This is a genomic window from Gemmatimonadaceae bacterium, assembly GCA_016720905.1.
Classification (GTDB): domain Bacteria; phylum Gemmatimonadota; class Gemmatimonadetes; order Gemmatimonadales; family Gemmatimonadaceae; genus Gemmatimonas.
In genome coordinates this window covers 330,332-348,015 of the sequence record JADKJT010000001.1, presented here as the reverse complement: position 1 = coordinate 348,015, position 17,684 = coordinate 330,332, and the positions used below count along the sequence as shown (strand labels likewise).

Annotated in this window: 17 protein-coding genes, 1 pseudogene and 1 riboswitch; of the genes and pseudogenes, 3 read left to right on the top strand and 15 right to left on the bottom strand. The window is 64.2% G+C overall.

Going from position 1 to position 17,684, the window contains the following annotated elements; all coding sequences use genetic code 11:
* Positions 1 to 4: 4 nt before the first annotated feature.
* Positions 5 to 1,072, bottom strand: coding sequence for a M20/M25/M40 family metallo-hydrolase (locus IPP90_01450; GenBank protein ID MBL0169378.1), 1,068 nt, complete (start codon positions 1,070 to 1,072; stop codon positions 5 to 7).
* A gap of 55 nt (positions 1,073 to 1,127) precedes the next feature.
* On the opposite strand from IPP90_01450, the gene IPP90_01445 reads away from it, so the two are divergent.
* Positions 1,128 to 1,484, top strand: coding sequence for a sulfite exporter TauE/SafE family protein (locus tag IPP90_01445; protein ID MBL0169377.1), 357 nt, complete (start codon positions 1,128 to 1,130; stop codon positions 1,482 to 1,484).
* Here IPP90_01445 and IPP90_01440 read toward each other — a convergent pair.
* The 9 genes from IPP90_01440 to IPP90_01400 form a co-directional block, all read right to left on the bottom strand.
* Positions 1,481 to 2,398 (bottom strand): ABC transporter substrate-binding protein, encoded by a 918-nt coding sequence (locus IPP90_01440; protein MBL0169376.1) that lies wholly within the window; start codon positions 2,396 to 2,398, stop codon positions 1,481 to 1,483. The genes IPP90_01445 and IPP90_01440 overlap by 4 nt on opposite strands.
* Positions 2,395 to 4,086 (bottom strand): amidohydrolase family protein, encoded by a 1,692-nt coding sequence (locus tag IPP90_01435; protein MBL0169375.1) that lies wholly within the window; start codon positions 4,084 to 4,086, stop codon positions 2,395 to 2,397. The genes IPP90_01440 and IPP90_01435 overlap by 4 nt, the downstream gene beginning before the upstream one ends.
* A gap of 88 nt (positions 4,087 to 4,174) precedes the next feature.
* A complete protein-coding gene (locus tag IPP90_01430) occupies positions 4,175 to 4,630 on the bottom strand; it encodes a fasciclin domain-containing protein (GenBank protein MBL0169374.1) in 456 nt (151 codons plus the stop codon).
* Positions 4,631 to 4,812: 182 nt separating this feature from the next.
* Positions 4,813 to 5,304 carry a fasciclin domain-containing protein gene (locus IPP90_01425; GenBank protein ID MBL0169373.1) on the bottom strand — a complete coding sequence of 164 codons (492 nt, stop codon included), beginning with the start codon at positions 5,302 to 5,304 and terminating at the stop codon, positions 4,813 to 4,815.
* Positions 5,305 to 5,571: 267 nt separating this feature from the next.
* Positions 5,572 to 6,162 (bottom strand): YggT family protein, encoded by a 591-nt coding sequence (locus IPP90_01420; protein MBL0169372.1) that lies wholly within the window; start codon positions 6,160 to 6,162, stop codon positions 5,572 to 5,574.
* Between the two features lie 13 nt (positions 6,163 to 6,175).
* The gene (locus IPP90_01415) at positions 6,176 to 6,703 is read right to left on the bottom strand and encodes an aldehyde dehydrogenase family protein (GenBank protein ID MBL0169371.1); all 528 of its coding nucleotides are present in this window, start codon (positions 6,701 to 6,703) and stop codon (positions 6,176 to 6,178) included.
* Entirely contained in the window at positions 6,700 to 7,791 is a 1,092-nt protein-coding gene (locus tag IPP90_01410) for an aldehyde dehydrogenase family protein (GenBank protein MBL0169370.1), read from the bottom strand. Before IPP90_01410 ends, IPP90_01415 begins: the two co-directional genes overlap by 4 nt.
* Before the next feature lie 30 nt (positions 7,792 to 7,821).
* Complete coding sequence (locus IPP90_01405) at positions 7,822 to 8,925, bottom strand: VanZ family protein (protein MBL0169369.1); 1,104 nt, start codon at positions 8,923 to 8,925, stop codon at positions 7,822 to 7,824.
* Between the two features lie 55 nt (positions 8,926 to 8,980).
* Entirely contained in the window at positions 8,981 to 10,147 is a 1,167-nt protein-coding gene (locus IPP90_01400) for an acyl-CoA dehydrogenase family protein (GenBank protein ID MBL0169368.1), read from the bottom strand.
* A 129-nt stretch (positions 10,148 to 10,276) separates the two neighbouring features.
* Between IPP90_01400 and IPP90_01395 the strand changes: the two genes are divergently transcribed.
* Together IPP90_01395 and IPP90_01390 are read left to right on the top strand one after the other, a co-directional pair.
* Positions 10,277 to 12,148, top strand: coding sequence for an IPT/TIG domain-containing protein (locus IPP90_01395; protein ID MBL0169367.1), 1,872 nt, complete (start codon positions 10,277 to 10,279; stop codon positions 12,146 to 12,148).
* Positions 12,076 to 12,930, top strand: coding sequence for a hypothetical protein (locus IPP90_01390; protein MBL0169366.1), 855 nt, complete (start codon positions 12,076 to 12,078; stop codon positions 12,928 to 12,930). Before IPP90_01395 ends, IPP90_01390 begins: the two co-directional genes overlap by 73 nt.
* 71 nt (positions 12,931 to 13,001) lie before the next feature.
* Here IPP90_01390 and IPP90_01385 read toward each other — a convergent pair whose 3' ends face one another.
* The 5 genes and pseudogenes from IPP90_01385 to IPP90_01365 form a co-directional block, all read right to left on the bottom strand.
* Entirely contained in the window at positions 13,002 to 13,970 is a 969-nt protein-coding gene (locus tag IPP90_01385) for a GNAT family N-acetyltransferase (GenBank protein MBL0169365.1), read from the bottom strand.
* A gap of 214 nt (positions 13,971 to 14,184) precedes the next feature.
* Positions 14,185 to 15,037, bottom strand: a pseudogene (locus IPP90_01380) (IS5 family transposase).
* A gap of 173 nt (positions 15,038 to 15,210) precedes the next feature.
* Positions 15,211 to 15,366 carry a PEP-CTERM sorting domain-containing protein gene (locus IPP90_01375; protein MBL0169364.1) on the bottom strand — a complete coding sequence of 52 codons (156 nt, stop codon included), beginning with the start codon at positions 15,364 to 15,366 and terminating at the stop codon, positions 15,211 to 15,213.
* Positions 15,350 to 15,841: a hypothetical protein gene (locus IPP90_01370; protein ID MBL0169363.1), complete on the bottom strand. Its 492-nt coding sequence runs from the start codon at positions 15,839 to 15,841 to the stop codon at positions 15,350 to 15,352. The genes IPP90_01375 and IPP90_01370 overlap by 17 nt, the downstream gene beginning before the upstream one ends.
* A 261-nt stretch (positions 15,842 to 16,102) precedes the next feature.
* Entirely contained in the window at positions 16,103 to 17,356 is a 1,254-nt protein-coding gene (locus IPP90_01365) for a glycosyltransferase (GenBank protein MBL0169362.1), read from the bottom strand.
* A gap of 215 nt (positions 17,357 to 17,571) precedes the next feature.
* Positions 17,572 to 17,668: riboswitch (cyclic di-GMP riboswitch) on the top strand.
* Positions 17,669 to 17,684 lie beyond the last annotated feature (16 nt).

Sequence of the window (17,684 nt, the reverse complement as noted above, 5' to 3'; positions counted from 1 at the left end):
CTGCCTATCGCGCGGTGAAATCCGTTTCGTTCGTCACCATGCGACACGTTTCGGCAATCAACTCCGCAGCCCGATCGAGATCATCCAGCGACACCATCTCGTTCGGCGAGTGCATGTAGCGATTGGGAATCGACAGCAGCGCGGTCGCCACGCCATTGCGTGTCAGGTGAATCGCGTCGGCATCGGTGCTGGTGAAGCGACCGGCGGCGTGCACCGTGTAGGGTATTGTCAGGCGATCGGCCGTGTCACGCAGGAGACTGAAGGCGACCGGGCTTACCACCGATCCGCGCGTCAGCACGGGGCCGCCGCCCAGCGTGTGCTCGCCAAGCTCCTTCTTCTCCACCCCCGGGTGATCCGTCGCGAACGTCACATCCACCGCGATCGCCATGTGCGCATCGAGTGACTGGGCCGCCACGCGTGCGCCACCACCGGCATATCCGATTTCTTCCTGCGCGGTCGCCGCGGCGACGACACGCGCCACACCGGGCTTCGCGGCATATCGCCGCAGCGCTTCGAGCACCACGAACGCACCGATCCGGTCGTCGATCGACCGCGAGACGATGCGGCGATTGGGGAGCTCAATGAGCTGACTGTCGATGACCCCGGCGTCGCCGATGCCGATATGCTCCAGCGCTTCGGCCCGGTTCGCGGCGCCGATATCGACCCAGAGGTCGGTGATCTTCGAGGCCTTTTCCCGTTCGTCCGGTTTCATCAAATGGATCGGCTTCTTGCCGATGACGCCGAACACATCGCCGTGTCGACCCAGAAGGCGGATACGCTGCGCGACGAGCACCTGCGGGTCCCATCCGCCGATGGGTTCGAAATAGACGAAGCCATTCTCGTCGACCCACGTGACAATGATCCCGATCTCGTCGATATGACCGGCGAGCAGGATCGTCGGGCCGCCCTGGCCTTCGACGGTTGCGAAACTGTTGCCAACAACGTCGGCACGCACCTGCGCGAACGTGGCGGCTTCGGCGCGCCAGACGCGTGCCGGGGCCGCCTCAAAGCTTGACGGCCCAGGCGTATCCAGCAGGGACTTGAGGAAGGCGAAAGAGGTGTCGGAGAGCATCCGATAAAGTAGCCCAAAACTGGCGTCCCGGCGCGGACGGGGAGAGCTTCCACGCATGACACTCCTCCTTCTCGCAATCGGACTGGGCGCCGGAATCTTGTCCGGCGTGTTCGGCATCGGCGGCGGCATCGTGATCGTGCCGGCACTGATCTACCTGGCCAAATTCCAGCCGCAGCAGGCCGTGGGCACGTCGCTCGCGGCACTGGTCATGCCGATTGGCGCGGCGATCGGTGCGGTGACCTACTATCGGGCCGGCCAGCTCGATGTGAAGGCTGCGCTACTGATTGTCGCGGGCATGGCGGTCGGCGCCCTGCTGGGCGCGCAAGTGGCGACGCATGTGGATGCGACGCTGTTGAAAAAGGGATTCGCCGTGCTGATGGTGGTGATGGCCGTGAAGATGTGGGTGAGTTAGGCCATTCGTCGTGCGTGACGATCATCCACCTGGCTGAAAATCATCGGGTTCATCACCCGTGCCATGGTTTCGATGCCATCCACGACGCGTGGCCCCGGGCGACTTACCAGCCCGTTGGCATCCAGCGCCCAAACCTGCCGACCGCGCAGCCAGGCCCACGCGTCGTCGTGCAGCAGCCGCTCCGCTTCCACGATGGCCTGCGCCAGCGAATAACCACAGGGCGCCACAAACACGAACTCCGGTTCGGCCGCTGCCAACGCGCCCATCGACACCGGGACTGCATGAGCACCCGCCGTCCCCAGCACATCCACGCCGCCCGCGCGTCGGACTTGTTCCGGGCCCCAGTGTCCCGCGAGAAATACCGGTGAGGTCCACTCGATGACCGCCGCCCGCGGCCTCGGCGCTTTCGCGGCCTTGAGCGTGTCGTGCACATGCTTCACCCGATCATGCAAACCGGCCAGCAATTCCTCGGCCTCACTTTGCGCGCCGATGGCGTCGGCAATCGTCTGGATGTCGGCGTAGATCCCGTCCAGCGTGGTGCCGCCAAGCGTGACGACGCGAGGGGCGGGCGACAGCCGTGATGCCAGCGCTTGCACGTCTGTCTCCCGTACGGCGCACACATCGCAAAGCGCCTGGGTGAGCAGCAGGTCCGGATGCAGGGCGCGAATGCGCGACTCGTCGAGCGTGAACAGCGCGTGTCCCTGACCGGACAGCGCGCGCACTGCCGCATCGATCGCGGCCGGGTCAGGGGCGGATGTGCCGTGGCCGTGGGCGATGGCGCTTCGGGTGACGCGGGCTCGCGACGCGACCACCGCCGGATAGTCGCACGCATGCGTGATGCCCACGAGATGCTCGGTGGCCCCGAGAAACGCGACGATCTCGGTGGCCGCCGGGAGCAGCGAGACGATCCTCACGGCGTCACCGGTTTCGCCCGATACACTTCTTTTCCGCCGATGTACGTGGCCATCACGTTGGTCTTCAGCACCAACTCCGCCGGCACGCGCATGATATCCTGGTCCAGCACCACAAAGTCCGCGTACTTGCCGGGTGTGAGCGAGCCAAGTTCCTTCTCTTGAAAGGCGGCGTAGGCCGGCCAGAGCGTCATGCTGCGCAGCGCTTCCTCGCGCGTCATGCGCTGCTCGGGGAACCATCCGCCGGCAGGCCAGTCATTGGCATCCTGACGCGCGATGGAGGCGTGGAACGAGATGAGCGGATTCACGTGTTCCACCGGGAAATCGCTGCCGTTGGGCACGACGACGCCCGAGTTGATCAGTGAGCGCCAGGCATACGCGCCCAGCACGCGCGTGGGACCGAGGCGCTTGCCGATCCAGTACATGTCACTGGTCTGGTGACTCGCCTGCATCGACGGGATCACACCGAGCTGGGCAAAGCGCGGAATGTCGTCGTAGTTGAGGATCTGCGCGTGCTCGACGCGAAAGCGATGATCCGCCGTGGGCACGGACCTGAGCGCCTGTTCATATGCATCGAGCACCACGCGATTGCCGCGATCGCCGATGGCGTGCGTGTTCACCTGAAAGCCGCTTTTGAGCGCCATTTCCGCGACGTCGCGAATGTGCGCGGGCGCGCTCAGTAGCAAGCCGGTGTTGTTGGGGTCATCCGAATACGGCTCCAGCAACGCCGCGCCCCGCGATCCCATCGCGCCGTCGGCATACAACTTGATGGCGCGCACCCACAGCTGCCCATCGTACAGCGCCGACCGTGGGCCCACTTGCAGATAATGCTTGAGCGCCGCCGAATCGTCACCGATCATCACATACAGGCGGAGATTCAATTCCTTCGCTTGCGCCATCTGTTCGTACAGGTCGATCAACCCGCGAGACGCGCCGGCATCATGCATGCCTGTAAGGCCCCATTGATGCATGACCCCGATCGCCCCCTTGAGCGCCGTGCGCGTTTCGGCGACGGTCGGCCCGGGCACCTTGCTGTCGACGATATCCTTGGCATTGTCCACCAGCACGCCGGTCGGGTTGCCCTGCGCATCGCGCAGGATCTTGCCACCGGTCGGATCCTTCACGGCCGCAGTGAGCGCGGCGATGCGCATTGCCGCAGCATTGACCAACGACGCGTGGCCGTCCACCCGGGTGAGGACCACCGGATGATCGGGTACGGCCGCGGACAGTTTCTCATGCGTCGGAAACCGCGTATCGCCCCAGGCATTCTGGTCCCAGCCTCGTCCCTGGATCCAGCTCCCCTTGGGCGTGGACTTGGCGCGCTCGACGACGCGGGCAATCACGTCGTCATAGGTGCGTGTGCCTACGAGATCGACGGAGCGCAGGGTCTGGGCGAGTCCTCCGAAATGCGCGTGCGCATCGACCATGCCCGGGATGACGGTCTTGCCCGCTGCGTCGAGGACCCGTGTGTTGGCGCCCTTCAGCGCATTTGCTTCCTGCCGTGATCCGACAAAGACCACGCGGCCATCACGCACCGCGAACGCCTCCGCGAGGGGTCTGGCCTCGTCGGCGGTATACACCCGCGCATTGGTGACAATCAGGTCGGCCGGCGACGTGGCGGGGCGCTGGGCGCGAAGGACGGACGGCGCGGCCAGAAGCAGCGCGCCAAAGAATGCCGATTGAATTCGCATGGAAGGGGGAAGGAGACCCCCAAGTCTGGCGCACGAAAAGCGAGGAGGCAAGCAGTGGCTTGCACTCCTCGCTTTTCGATGTCGGCGATTACTTCGCCGGCGGCAGCATGACGGCGTCGATCACATGGATCACGCCATTCTTTGCCATGATATCGGTGGTGACGATGTGCGCCGCGTTGACCATCGGCTTGCCGCCCATCACGGTGATCTTCACGTCCTGTCCTTCTACCGTCTTCACGCCCTTGCCCACAGTCTTCAACGCCTCGGCCGCCGGCACGTTGCCCGAGAGTACATGGTAGAGGAGCACGTTCTTGAGCGCGACCTTGTCCTTGAGCAAGGCATCGAGCTGCGCCTTCGGGATCTTCGCAAACGCGTCGTCGGTCGGGGCAAACACGGTGAACGGACCCGGGCCCTTGAGCGTTTCGATCAGGCCGGCGGCAGTCAACGCCGTCGCCAGGGTCTTGAACGAACCGGCGGCAACGGCCGTCTCAACGATGTCCTTGTCCTGAGCCTGCGCCGCGCGCGGCGTGGACAGGGCGATCATGGCGGCACCGGCAAACAGCAGCTTCGAAATCGAACGACGCATCGAAATGGCTCCAGGAAGTTGTTGGAAGGTGAATCGCGTACTCACCCGTATTCGCACAACGCACGGGGTTGGATGCACGGTGTCCAGCGGAGTCGTTCTCGATGCGCTTTGTTACATGGTCCGGACGCGACGGTCCGATCTCAGCGACCCGGCGGAATCAGCACCGTGTCGATGACGTGAATGATGCCGTTCTTCGCCATGACGTCGGCCTGCACCACGTTGGCGGTCCCGATGGTCAACTGCGTGCCGGTCATGCCGATACGCGTCTCGCTCCCCTCCACCGTCTTGCGTCCCTTGCCGTTGAGATGCGAGAAGTCGTCGGCTGTGAGGCGACCCGCGATGAGGTGATAGAGCAGCATATTCCGCAGCGCGCTCTTGTCCTTGAACAGCGCGTCGAGTGTGCCCTTGGGCAGCTTGGCGAATGCGGCGTCGTTGGGAATCAGGACCGTAAACGGGCCCGGACCCTTGAGCGTCTCAACCAGTCCGGCGTCGGTGAGTGCGCGCGTGAAGGTCTTGAACGAGCTGGCCGCCAACGCCGTCTCGACAAGGTCTTTGTCCTGCGCCTGCACGATGGCCGGCGCCGCCATCGCCACCACGGCGCTGGACGCAACCACCAGGGAGAGCTTTCGCATCTGTGTACTCCGGATCACGAGGATCGCGCGGGATCGCGCTATTTGATGCAACACCGAGGGCATTGCGTCGTTCCGAGCGGTTGAGTTGGGGCCAGAGGGGTGAGCAACGGAATCGTCGAGTGCTTGTGGGCTTAGCCGACGAGGGCAGCACCCAGTCCTGCCCTCACCGACTCACCCCTCGCACGCTCGACGCTTCTTCTGCTCACCCCTCTGGCCTCTCACCGCTCCACCCTCAGCGATATATGTCAAGGCGCGTTGGAGACGGATCTAGAGCGCGCGCAAGATCACCGACTCGAGCAGTTGCAGCCCGAAATACGCGACAATGATCGTGATGTCGAACATGCCGATGTTCGGAATGACTCTCCGCAGTGGGGCGAGAATGGGTTCCGTGATCACGTACGACCATCGCCACCACTTGGAGTACGGCGAGCCGCCCACCCAACTCGAAATCACCCGCGCAAACAACGCCACCTGCAGCAGGCCGAACGTCCAGCGCACCAACACAAAGAGAATCGATCCCGACTGTGTGGCATACGCCAACATGGCCAGTTGGTCGCGCAGGAATCCGACACCGGAAATCAGCAGGAGACCGCCGACAATCACCGCGGCCAGTGTCCACCACGGCGCAGCGTACGGCGTGCCACCGGCGCGCAGCAGACGACGCTCCATTGGCGCGATCAACCAGGGATCGATCCGTTCACGGATGAACCGTGCCAAGGCGGAGAACGGCGGAATCTTCCGCGTACGGACGCCATACGACGCGAGGGCGGCGACGGCGGTCAGCACGCCGACGGCGAAGACCGCGGGACGCAACGCGGCCAGAATGACGTCGAAGACGCCGATGACAGATCCGAACATGCTGGAAAATACCCTATAGCGGACGTTCGGGTCTCAACAACATGCGAATCGTCCCCGGTAAGCCCGTGAGCCGGGACCACCAGGACGTCCCATGCGACACACGCAGGTAGGCGTCGAGCCGTGCCGTGCTGTCCGGCCCATAGCCAAACCACCAGGGCTGTCGCACGTGGGGCAACGCGTCGTCGACGACCGTGTGGGTGCGCACGCACGCCATCAACCCTTCGACCCCGTGAATGCGACCAACACCGCTCGCCTTGACGCCGCCGTGCGGGATTTCCGGCAGGCCAGCGGTGATCACCGCGTCGTTGATGGCCACAGTGCCCGTGTGGAGTTGCGCGGCAATTCGCGCACCCCGGGCGCGGTCGCCCGTCCACACCGACGCGCTCAGCCCGTAACGCGTGCCATTGGCCAACGCGATGGCGTCTGCCTCGGTCGCCGCGCGCATGACCGCGAGTACCGGACCGAACGTTTCCTCCTGCCAGACGCGCATGGCGGGCGTGACACCGGCCAGCACCACGGCGGGAACCTGTCGATCACTCATGCGGTCCGTCGAGTCCGCAGCGGGGCCGGCACCAGATGCGGTTCCTGTTGCGCCACCACGCGGGCACCCTGCGCCACCGCTTCCTGCAGTTGCTCCATGATCAACGCCCGCTGTGGCGCCGAGATGACGGGACCCATGTCGGCCGGCGACGAAACCGAGGAGACGGTGTCGCCGGTGATGGTCAGTCCCGCCACACCGCGCGCCAGATGCGGCAGCAGCGCGTCGTAGGCGCGCCCCACGGCGATCACGCGCTTCGCGGCCACGCACGTCTGCCCGGCGTTGGTGAATCGCGCCCACAGGATGCCGCTGGCCGTGTGGGCGAGATCGGCGTCTTCCAGCACAATGGCCGCGTCACTGCCGCCCAGTTCGAGCGACACGGGCACAAATCGCGGGGCACACGAGACCGCGATTGATCGCCCGGTGCGCTCGCTGCCGGTAAAGAACACCTTGTCGACGCTCGCATTGACCAATCCCGCCCCCATGCGACCGTCGCCGTGCAGCACGATGAACACATCGGCAGGGACACCGGCGGCATGCAGCAGGCGCGCGATGTGATCGACACAGCGCGGCGTGTGCTCGCTGGGCTTGAGCACCACGGCGTTGCCGGCCACCAGCGCCGTCATCGCGTGCATTGCGGGGAAGAAGAACGGGTAGTTCCAGGGGCTCACCACCGCGACCACGCCGTACGGTTCGTGGTGCGTGATGATGGTCTTGCGCCATGCCGCCAATGTTTGGGAACGTACCGTGCGCGTGGCCAACGTCGCTTCGGCAATGCGGGACAGGAATCGCGCGCCTTCCAACGCCATCGCCACATCGGCGACATAGCTCTCCGGCAGCGGCTTGCCCGATTCCTCGGTAATCGTGCGGGCAATGACCGCCCGATCGGCGTACACCAACTGCCGGAATCGCTCGATGACAGCGGCTCGCCCTTTCGCGCCCAACGCCGCCCACGCCGGCTGGGCGGCCCGCGCGCGATTCACCGCGAGTTGGGCCTTGGCGAGTGCGACCGAGACTTCGCCGGTACTTGCGTCCAGCATGCCCGGCGCCAGTGGCACACTGAACTCGGAGGAGACTGCGTGAGGTGTCATGGGGACGGAGGCGTGAGGGACAATCGGAACTTAGCGATGTGGCGCCCTCGTCGTTCTGAACAGCCAATAACCCCACGGAATCATCCACACCAGAATCCACAACGCGGTCATCACCGGCGCCAATGGCGCGTCCACACGAACCACCGACTGCACCAGCGACCACCCGACGAGCGGCGACAGGAGCAGTCGCGTCGATCGGAGGGACCCGTCGCGTTCGCGTGCGGTCAGGTTCAGTGCCCTGCGGGTCACCGTGGCGGACAGTATCACCACGGCCTCCGGTGCGCGCGCGCTGGGAGCGAACACATCACGTAACGCCACCGTCGGCGACGTCAGGCCCGCGCGCCCGCTGTTCCGTGTCGTGCCCAGAAGTGCGCTTCGAGCACGCTGCGCCAACAGCAGGTATGCCACGGTATCACCACGGGCATGCACGAAAACGATCGGGACGACGTCGTCACGACCATCACGGCCACGCACGCTGACCGTCGCGCGTACGGTGTCCACGTGCGGCGTGATCGCGATGACCGGACCGGTGCCGCCATGGACAAGCGGCACACCGTTCACCGAGGCACCCTCGGCGACGCCGGCGAACCAGCCGTATCCGGGGGTGAAGGGCAGGGGACTCAACGCGACCGGACTGGACACGTTGGCATTCACCGCGAGGGGCCGGAGCGCCCAGTCCATGGCCCACCACATCGCGACGATGGCCACGGTCCACCCAGCGAACAGACCACGCGCCGCCTGCGGCGTCGGGTGAAACAGCCATGCGCGTTGATGCACCAACCAGGCTCCCAGAAAGACGCCCGCGCTATTGGTGATCCAGTCGGCCAATGACGCGCTCCGGCCCGACGGCACTCCCGACAGTTGCAGGAGCTCAATGCCCAGCGAAAAACCGGCCCCGATCAGCACTGCGCGCGATGTGCGGAGGCCCAGCACGCCCGTCACCACGCCCAGCGGAAGGAACAGGATCACGTTGCTGATTGCGTCCGCCAGCCAGATGGGGCTGCACGTCAGGCACCACACCGTAGCGGAGTTCGCCACGGCTTCGCTCGCCGGCCGCAGCGTCGCGATGGCGACAAGCGCAACCGCCATGGGCAACCCGACCCACGCGATCAGACGCCGTCGTTCATTCGTCACACGGGGCACTCCCGAGGCCGTTTCAATGCTCCCTGCACGACGGCCGGCTGAATACCTATTTCAGCACCGCCTTGGCAATCGTCTGCAGCTGCATGTTGCTGGTGCCTTCGTAAATCGTGCCGATTTTCGCATCCCGGTAAAACTTCTCCACCGGATAGTCGCGCGTGTAGCCGTAGCCGCCAAACAGCTCCACACACAACGACGTGACGCGCTCGCACATCTGCGACGCGTACAACTTGGCCATCGCGCCCTGACGCGCGATGTCGTGGCCGGCGTCCTTGAGCCGCGCCGCGTTATACACCATCAGGCGCGCCGCTTCGAGTTCCGTCGCCGCCTGCGCCACCTGAAACTGGATGCCCTGAAACTCGGCCAGCGACTTGCCGAACTGCTTGCGCTCTTTCAGGTGCGCCACCGTGACGTCCAGAGCACCTTGCGCCACGCCAATCATCTGCGCGCCGATACCGATGCGTCCTTCGTTCAACGTCTCGATGGCGATCTTGTAGCCGGTGCCGACAGCGCCAACCACATTCGCATCAGGCACCACGCAATGGTCGAAGTGCAGGGCCGTCGTGCTCGACGCGCGAATCCCCAGTTTCTCTTCCTTGCGGCCCACGGAGAAACCCGGCATGCCGCGCTCCACGACGAAGGTCGTGATCCCTTTGTATCCCGCATCGGGGTTGGCATTGGCGAACACCACGAAAATGTCGGCCTCGCCGCCGTTGGTGATCCACGCCTTCGCCCCACTCAACGACCATCCGCCCTCCACACGCTCGGCACGCGTCGCCAATGCAAACGCATCCGATCCGCTGCCGGGCTCCGACAAGGCGTATGCGCCAATCGTGCCGCTGGTCAATCGGGTCAACAATCGCGCGTGCTGCTCCGCGTTGCCGTACCGATTGATCGGATAGTTGACGAGCGTGTTCTGCACGTCGACTTGAATGGCAGCGGCCGCATCGACGGTGCTGAGCGCTTCCACCGCCAGCGTGACCATCATCAGCGTGCCGTCGGCGCCGCCGAACTGTTCCGGGACCTCGATCCCCATCAGACCCAGCTCGACAAACTTCGCCGTGACGGCCGGATCAAGCTTCCCGGCCTCCTCCATATCGCGAACCCGCGGCCGCACAACGGACTCCGCCAATTCGAGCACCGCCGCGCGAAAAAGCTCCTCTTCCTCGGAAAGAATCGTGAGCGGGGAACGCGAATTCTCGACGCTGCTGGTCATCGGGCGGACGGTTGGGGAACCTGAAGGCGAAGCAGGGAAGACCCTACCGAAGGTAACACCAATCGCCGGGCCGTTTTCGGTACCGGATATGGATGAGTTCGGCACGCCCCTTGCGGCATCTGTAGATGTGTGCAGGATTCTACCACCTACGTGACACAGGCCACCATGCCCCGTATCGCCTTCAACTCCAACAGTTACAGCATCGCCCGCCGAATCGGCCGAGCGACGCGTGCCGCTGGCGTGATGGCATGCGGTGTGGCGCTGTTGCAGGCGTGCAGCGGTTCTGACGCAGTCGAGCCGATTTCTCCCACCAATTCAACGCCGGTCGGCCAAATAGTCGGTACGGCAACCGTCGGCAGCACGCTGGATGCACCAGTGCGGCTGGCGGTCACCGGCTCGGATGGCCGCCCCGTGGGCGGTGCCAAGGTCCTCTGGATGGCCAGCGATGGCGGAAAAGTCAGCTCGGCGGAAACGACCACCGACGGCAACGGCGTCGCGGCGGTGCGCTGGACGCTGGGCACCATGGCGGGACTACAGAGTCTCACCGCCAACGTGGCTGGTCTGGCCCCGGTGATTTTTGGTGCCAATGCGGTGGCCGATCGCGCGGCCGTGGTTCGGCTTTCGACAGACCTGGTTCGCGTCACGCTCCTGGGGGACACGATTCACTTCTCGACCACCGTCGCCGACAAATACGGCAATGCTGTCGGGGTCGCGCCCACGCTGACGCTGGAAGGCGGCAGCGACGCGCTGGTGGCGTCTGGTGGACAGTTTATCGCGCACGGGCGCGGCACCGCGTTCATCAGGGCGATCGCCGACACCGCGTCGTCACGGTTGACAGTGTTGGTTGATCCTGCAACCCCGGTGGTGACCCGCGTCTCCCCTGACACGCTGGTACCGGGTGCCCAAATCACGGTTGAAGGCACCGGGTTCGCGCTGGCCGCCGACGCAGTGGACCTTACCGTGGCTGGCGTGAAAGCCACGGTCATCCGCGTGTCTGCGTCGCGCATCGAGGCGCTGGTGCCAACGACGTATGGCTGCATGGCCACCACTGCCCAACCGGTCAAGGTCACCATTGCGGCGGCGAGCGGTCAGCTTGCGACGCCGTTTCGCACGGCCACCCGCGTTGCGCTCGCCAAGGGCGAGTCGGCCAACATCCTCGACGTCGATCAGGTGCGCTGCACCGAATTGGTCGCGCCGGCGAATAGCGTGAGCGCGAAGTACGTGGTGGCCGTGATCAACACGAGTGTGACCGCCGCGGCAACATCGGGCTTCGAGTTGCGTGGCGCGGGGGCGGGGGCATTGGCCGGCCACGCCGCGACGCCCCGATCGTCGGTGCAGATGGCATCGACGACATCATCGTCGATCGTCACGACTGCGCGCATGTCCGCCGCCATGGCGCCGTTGGCGAGTGAAGCGAAGACGGAAGCCCGGCATGATGACTACCTCGATGCGCAGCGCGCCATCAATGCGCGCTTCGGTTCGCCGGCGCCGACCTGGCGTGCCCTGTCGCAAATGAGATCCGCCGGTGTCGCGTCCGCGATGGCGTCCGCACGCGCGCCGATGTCACTGGGCGACACCGTGACGATGAAGGCGTTGTACGGAAGCTGCACCGCCGGCCGCGATATCCGGGCGCGCGTGGTCTATGCGGGTGCGAAATCGGTGGTGCTGGAAGACATCGCCGCACCCCGTGCGGGCACGATGGATGAGCAGTACGCCCTGATTGGCGACGAGTACGACCGCGTGCAGTACCCGCTTATGGTCGACCAGGTCGGGGATCCGTTGGCGATGAACGCCACCATGGGCGGCGACGGTCGCGTGACCATGCTGTTTACCCGGTATGTGAACGACTCACTGCCGGGGTCGCGGGATACGTGTCGGCCTGCAACTTCTATCCCAAAGGCACGTTTGCGGCAAGCAATGAGGACGACGTGTTCTATGCGCGCGTGGCCAACGCCGCCGAATCTCCGACGGAATGGCGGCGATCGCTGCGCGGCACGGTGATGCACGAGAGCAAGCACCTGGCCTCTTTCGCCATTCGCTTTGTGAATGGGACGCCGTTTGAAGAGTCCTGGCTGGAAGAAAGCCTGGGGCGTGTCGCCGAAGAGCTGTATTCGCGGACGTTCGCCGACGGCGGCGCCTGGAAGGGCAACGTCGGGTATCAGACCACGGTGCGGTGCGAAGTGTACCAGTGCGACGACCGGCCGCTGATGATGTGGAAGCACTTCTCCGTGCTGCACCAATACATGCGTGGTGTGGACACGTTGACCCCGATTGGCGCGGCCGCCAATGGCGATTTTACGTTCTACGCCAGCGGCTGGTCTCTGGTGCGTTGGGCTGCCGACCAGTACGCCGGCAATGAAGACACCTGGATCAAGGATATCGTTCGAGGCGGTCAGCTCACGGGACTGAGCAACCTGGCGCAGCGTACGGGGCGTCCGGCGGGCGAGATGCTGGCCGACTGGGCCTTGGCCAACGCGGTGGATGATCTCGCGGACTTCGTGCCGACGCGCCGACAACTGACCTTCCCCAGCTGGAACGTGGCCGATGTCTTTGCCGGACTGGCGACCACGTATCCGGGATCGTTCGTGGCCAGCCCGCTGCGCGCGCGGGCGATGACGTTCGGGTCGTTCACCTTGCCGGTGGCCAAACTGCGGGCATTCAGCAGCAGCTATTTCAGCTTCGAAGGCGCCCAGACGGGAAGCCAGCTGCTGGAGTTGCGCGGCGAGGGCGGGGCGAGCGCCCCGCCGAGCAGTTTGCGGGTTGCGGTGGTGCGGGTAGAGTAGGAAGGGCCGCTGCGCCGCGCACTCGTTTTCACTTCGACAGCCTACCAACGAAGCGTGGTGTGCTCCCAGACCTACTTCGCGTCGTGGCCATGTCTTAAGGAGAACAGTCTCCCAGCCAAACGCGCGCGCAGCGACCGCGAGAAGAGCAAGACCCGCTTCAAAGGCACTTCCTCGCGGGTAAACTCATGAAAGTACGCGAATCCGGCGCCCATGAAGTCGATGAGATCGGCCCCCTGATCGAGAATTCGCTCGATGGCCTTCTCATACGCCATGATCCCCGGCCGATACACGCGGTAGTCCGGATCGTACGCTCCCTGGTAGAAATGGAATACGCGGCTCATCCGGAAGCCCGACGCATAGGCCACCAGCTTCGAACCGTCATAGAGTCCGTATTCCACGAGGCGGCCTTCAGTCGCCACCTGTTCGCGGAACGCGGCGAAGAAGCGGCGGAAAGCCGGGGATCGCGTGTAGTCGGTATCCGCCCCGCCGGGCAGTTCGCGCCGATCGAGCAGCGAGTTCATGTCGCTCCACGGGATTGAATCGCGAAATACCAACCCGGCCTGTTCGATCTTGCGATATTTGCTGCGCTGTTTCGCGTTGGTCGCCCGATCGCGCGACTTGAGCAGGGCCGCATAGCTATCGATGCCCACGATCGCTGCGACGGGCAACGGAAAGACGAACGACCGAAGACCAAGACTGCGCGACGTATCGACCACCTCCGCTGTTTCCGCGTCGGACAGGGAGTTGAGATAGCAGACGTCCCAGTCAGCCAGCCGTATCAGGGCGCCCAGCAGCGCGGCGGCGGACCCCTGTGCTCCCACCCACGGCCGCTGCTCCCACCCGAGCGCCGGTTCGAGGGAGCGAAGCGGGATCCCGGAGACCGAATGGCGCCCGCGGCGCAGCCATGAACGGCTGCCGTCCCCTAATTCGAGATCAATCCAGCATTTGGCGGTGTCGAGAATCTCCCGGCGCAGACCGGAGAAGGCGGGATCCAGGGACGGGGACTCGCGCAGAAAGGTGGTTACGGGGTCGGCGCTCATTACAGATCGTAGGGTGCAGCGAGGTCATCGCCACGTTGCGGGTCAACGGCGATGCTTAGGGAAGCTCTGATCAAGTGATCAATAGCGAGCGGATGATGCTGAATTGGGTTCTTGAGCCGTGTCACCGACACGAAATGGCATGGTGCGCCTCGAAAAGGTGCGTTCTCGCGGCGCGCGTGGAGGATGTCTCCCCATCGCGCCGCGCTCACCGACACTACGTGCCCAGCGCGCGCAGTCGATAACGCATCAGGTACAGATTCGCGAGCGCAAACGCCATCAGTGCCCGCGTCGTGTTCTTGCGCAACCCGCGATAGCGGTCCTTCGTGAAACCCCACAACCGCTTCACCACGTGAGACGGATGTTCACCACGAGCCCGTACTCGGGAACGCTCTCGATTGAGGGCGTCGTGTTCAGGCGTGCGCGCGTCGCGTTGATTCACCAGATACTGTCCGCCGGCCGCCTCGTACGCCTTGTCGCCGTGCAGCGTCTCTTCGAAGCCATGCACCAAATGCGGCAACTGCGTGATATCCGCTTGCGCCGCATCGGTGGTCGTAAGCGTGTGCACGAGCCCCTATTTCCGGATCGCGCGTCTTCGTCCGATTCTTCGTCGAACTCGGCGCAGCGATCAACGTCGCATCGACGATCGTGCCTCGCGTCAACAGCAGGTCGTGGTCGACCAAGAGGTCGCGCACCGCGTCAAACATCTGTGCGGTCAGCAGGTGCTCCTCGAGCAGATGCCGGAAGCGCAGAATCGTCGTTTCGTCCGGCACGGCGTCCTCCCCCGAGTCGATGCGCGCAAAGCGGCGCATCGACTCGCTGTCGTACATCATGTCCTCGGCGGCGGGATCCGACAAATCGAACCACTGCTGGAGGAAGTACACCCGCAGCATCGTCTCGAGGGGCAGCGGCCGGCGACCACGGCCGGGTGTGGCGTAGTGCGGGGCGACCAACGCCAGCAACCTCGCCCACGGGATTACCCGGTCCATTTCCGCCAGGACCCGTTCACGGCGCGTCACTTTGCGCTTCGCATCATAGACCACGCTGGCCAACGTCCGCTGCTCATTCATGCGTCACTCGCGTCGAGGAAGACCTTTTTCGTGACGCCAATATTCACTCACGCATCAGCAAATGCACGAATAATTTTGCAGAGCCTCCCTAAGGGGAAATGAAAGACTGCGGGCTGCACGAAGTGCAACCCGCAGTCTCACCGCGGCGCGAACGCCGCCGACAACTTGCCCGCTCAGGCCTGCTTGCGGCGACGAGCGACCATGGCAACCGCCATCAGGCCAGTGGCCATCAGGAGGTAGGTCGAGGGCTCAGGAACCGTCGTCATGAAGGTCTGTGTGCCTTCGACGAGCCGACCCTGTGCATTGATCGCGTCAACTGAGACGAGCACGCGATAGTTCGTATTGTCGAAGAGCGGATCCACTGAACCTTGAGTCGCATCGTTGAAGATGCTCCAGGAGTTCACCTGGGCGACGTTCGACGGGTGGCTCGGATTGACGAGGTCCCTGCCCGTTCAGCCGAATGATCTCGGTGTTTTTCGCAATCTCGTTCAGGTCGTCGACCGACTGCGTCGCGAGCGAAGACGGAAGCAGCGCCGAGACATACTCCTGGAAAGTGAACACGCGGTACTGATACGCCGTCTGGAACTGGAACGGACGCAGGTTGTCGATGCAGTACACGAACAGGTTCGCCAGCGACGGATCGCTGGTGGTCGCCGTAAACTGTCCACCGCCCATGTCGACGTTCGGGATGCCGGCGGCGATCGGCTGGCCGGTGATGGTCATCGTCACGTCGAACTGCGCTTGGGCGACGGTCGGCAGCGCGACAAGTGCGATCGTGGCCAACGCTTTCGTGAGTAACTTCATTGTGATATGCCTCCTCGGCATCTTGGGGTAACGGCCTTCCGGATCGCCCATCCGAACCCTACTCGGGTGCGGCACAGCGATACCAAACACTTCGATCTCTCGCTAGCCTGTAGAGCAAGGCAAATGCCACCGAGTTCAGCTTTGCAAGTCACTGTAGAATATGTGCTTGTGTTCGTTCATCCGTCAGGGCCACGCCGAATCGATGTTGCGCAGGAGCGCCAGTTGTTGCGCGGGTGCAACAGTCCGAGCCAGATCCCCTTATCAGTGATGCTGTCGAACCTGCCGCCGGCGCCTCTCGGCGATCGCGTTCCGGACCATGGAGGAGAACGCGCGTGCATAGGCGTCTTCGGAATAGGTCTCGTTAACCTTGCGGAGAGCCTCGACCGACAGGCGCTCGCGCAGGGCCGCACTTAACAGGAGCCGCCGGAGCTGCGCTTCCAGTCCTGTCACGTCTTCCGAATCAAAGAGCAGACCGTCGACATCGTCGAAGACATAGTGGGGAATTCCGTCGACACGGGACGCGACCACCGGCGTGCCTGCCGCCATCGATTCGAGCAGGACACGCCCCATCGCCTCGCTTCTCGACGGCAGCACGAAGACCTGGCTCTCCGCCATAAGTTCCGCGATCGCGGTGTTGAGCTGAGGGCCGAGGAACTCAATGTTCGGGTTGCCTTTCGCCAGCGTCTCCCACGGCGCACGGTCCGGGCAGAATCCGACGATCTTCAATTTCACGTCCGGAAAATCATTGCACAGGCGATGGAATGCGGCGATGAGGATGTCCACGCCCTTCAGATACCAGGGAAATCCGACGAACAGGATAACAGGCTTCTTCACGGACCCTGGCCGAATTGAACCGACGGGCACGAACTCGTGAAACACATGCACACGGTGCGGGGTCGCCTCCGATCGAAGGCTGACGACCCCGTCGAGTTGCGTCGGATACAGCAAGCGGACGCCTTCCACATGCTTTGCGATGATGCCGACCAACGCCGGGGCGAGTGCCGACTTCACCCGGCCAACGACCGAGCGATCGAGGGCAAGCGCCCGGGTGGGGTGCCCCGGGAACTCGACGACGAGCGGAAGTCGCCAGAGTCTGCTCAGCAACAGGCCGACGAATCCGGTGCGGTACGGCCCGTGGGCGACGATGGCGTCGTATCGTTGACCGCGGCGCCGCAACTGCAGCCGAAGGCGGCGCGCGGTGGCGAGCATTCGGGTTGCTTCGATCAGTTGTTTCAGGATCGGTATGCGGACACTGGTATTCACGGGATGTAGTACGAAGTCACCGATTGCGTCCTTCGTCTCGGCGAGGACGCGTGCTTCATCGTGCCGACGAGGCACGAAGACCGGGATCATGTCGCCGCACAGGAATGCGCTCAGGAAATGCAGCGCGTTTCGCTCGCGCGTTGCAGACGGCCCCATGGTGTCCGGGTACACATACAGAATCCTGGTCCTGGGAAGCGTCGGCGTGGCGTCGGCGTACAGCTTGTCCGTAACGCGGGTGGTGTCGGGAGTCACACTGGTGGCTGGAGATTTGAATGACGCAGGTCGTAATTCTGATGAGGCTGCTACGGGCGCAATGACGAAGCCCGATGGCTGCCTGCGCGATATCGAGTTATTGTGTCCGTGCATGACGATCGAACCACGCTCGCGGTTGCCGTGAGCCAGTGAAGTCGTCATCCCTTTGTTCTCTCGCTTGCCGGGACTCCTGTATCAGGACGCCGCCAAACGTAGAACGACAAAGGCAAACCCGGCGAAAGCCGGCGACGCAAAGCTACGAGGCTAACGCGATTTCGAAGCCGGAATCTCCACGCCAGTCGAGCCGCCGAACCTGCCAGAGGAGGTC

Excerpts from the sequence above, each read along its gene's own strand:
- IPP90_01450 (MBL0169378.1), bottom strand. The coding sequence starts at position 1,072 with ATGCTCTCCGACACCTCTTTCGCCTTCCTCAAGTCCCTGCTGGATACG.
- IPP90_01445 (MBL0169377.1), top strand. The coding sequence starts at position 1,128 with ATGACACTCCTCCTTCTCGCAATCGGACTGGGCGCCGGAATCTTGTCC.
- IPP90_01435 (MBL0169375.1), bottom strand. The coding sequence starts at position 4,086 with ATGCGAATTCAATCGGCATTCTTTGGCGCGCTGCTTCTGGCCGCGCCG.
- IPP90_01430 (MBL0169374.1), bottom strand. The coding sequence starts at position 4,630 with ATGATCGCCCTGTCCACGCCGCGCGCGGCGCAGGCTCAGGACAAGGAC.
- IPP90_01425 (MBL0169373.1), bottom strand. The coding sequence starts at position 5,304 with ATGCGAAAGCTCTCCCTGGTGGTTGCGTCCAGCGCCGTGGTGGCGATG.
- IPP90_01420 (MBL0169372.1), bottom strand. The coding sequence starts at position 6,162 with ATGTTCGGATCTGTCATCGGCGTCTTCGACGTCATTCTGGCCGCGTTG.
- IPP90_01415 (MBL0169371.1), bottom strand. The coding sequence starts at position 6,703 with ATGAGTGATCGACAGGTTCCCGCCGTGGTGCTGGCCGGTGTCACGCCC.
- IPP90_01410 (MBL0169370.1), bottom strand. The coding sequence starts at position 7,791 with ATGACACCTCACGCAGTCTCCTCCGAGTTCAGTGTGCCACTGGCGCCG.
- IPP90_01400 (MBL0169368.1), bottom strand. The coding sequence starts at position 10,147 with ATGACCAGCAGCGTCGAGAATTCGCGTTCCCCGCTCACGATTCTTTCC.
- IPP90_01385 (MBL0169365.1), bottom strand. The coding sequence starts at position 13,970 with ATGAGCGCCGACCCCGTAACCACCTTTCTGCGCGAGTCCCCGTCCCTG.
- IPP90_01370 (MBL0169363.1), bottom strand. The coding sequence starts at position 15,841 with ATGAAGTTACTCACGAAAGCGTTGGCCACGATCGCACTTGTCGCGCTG.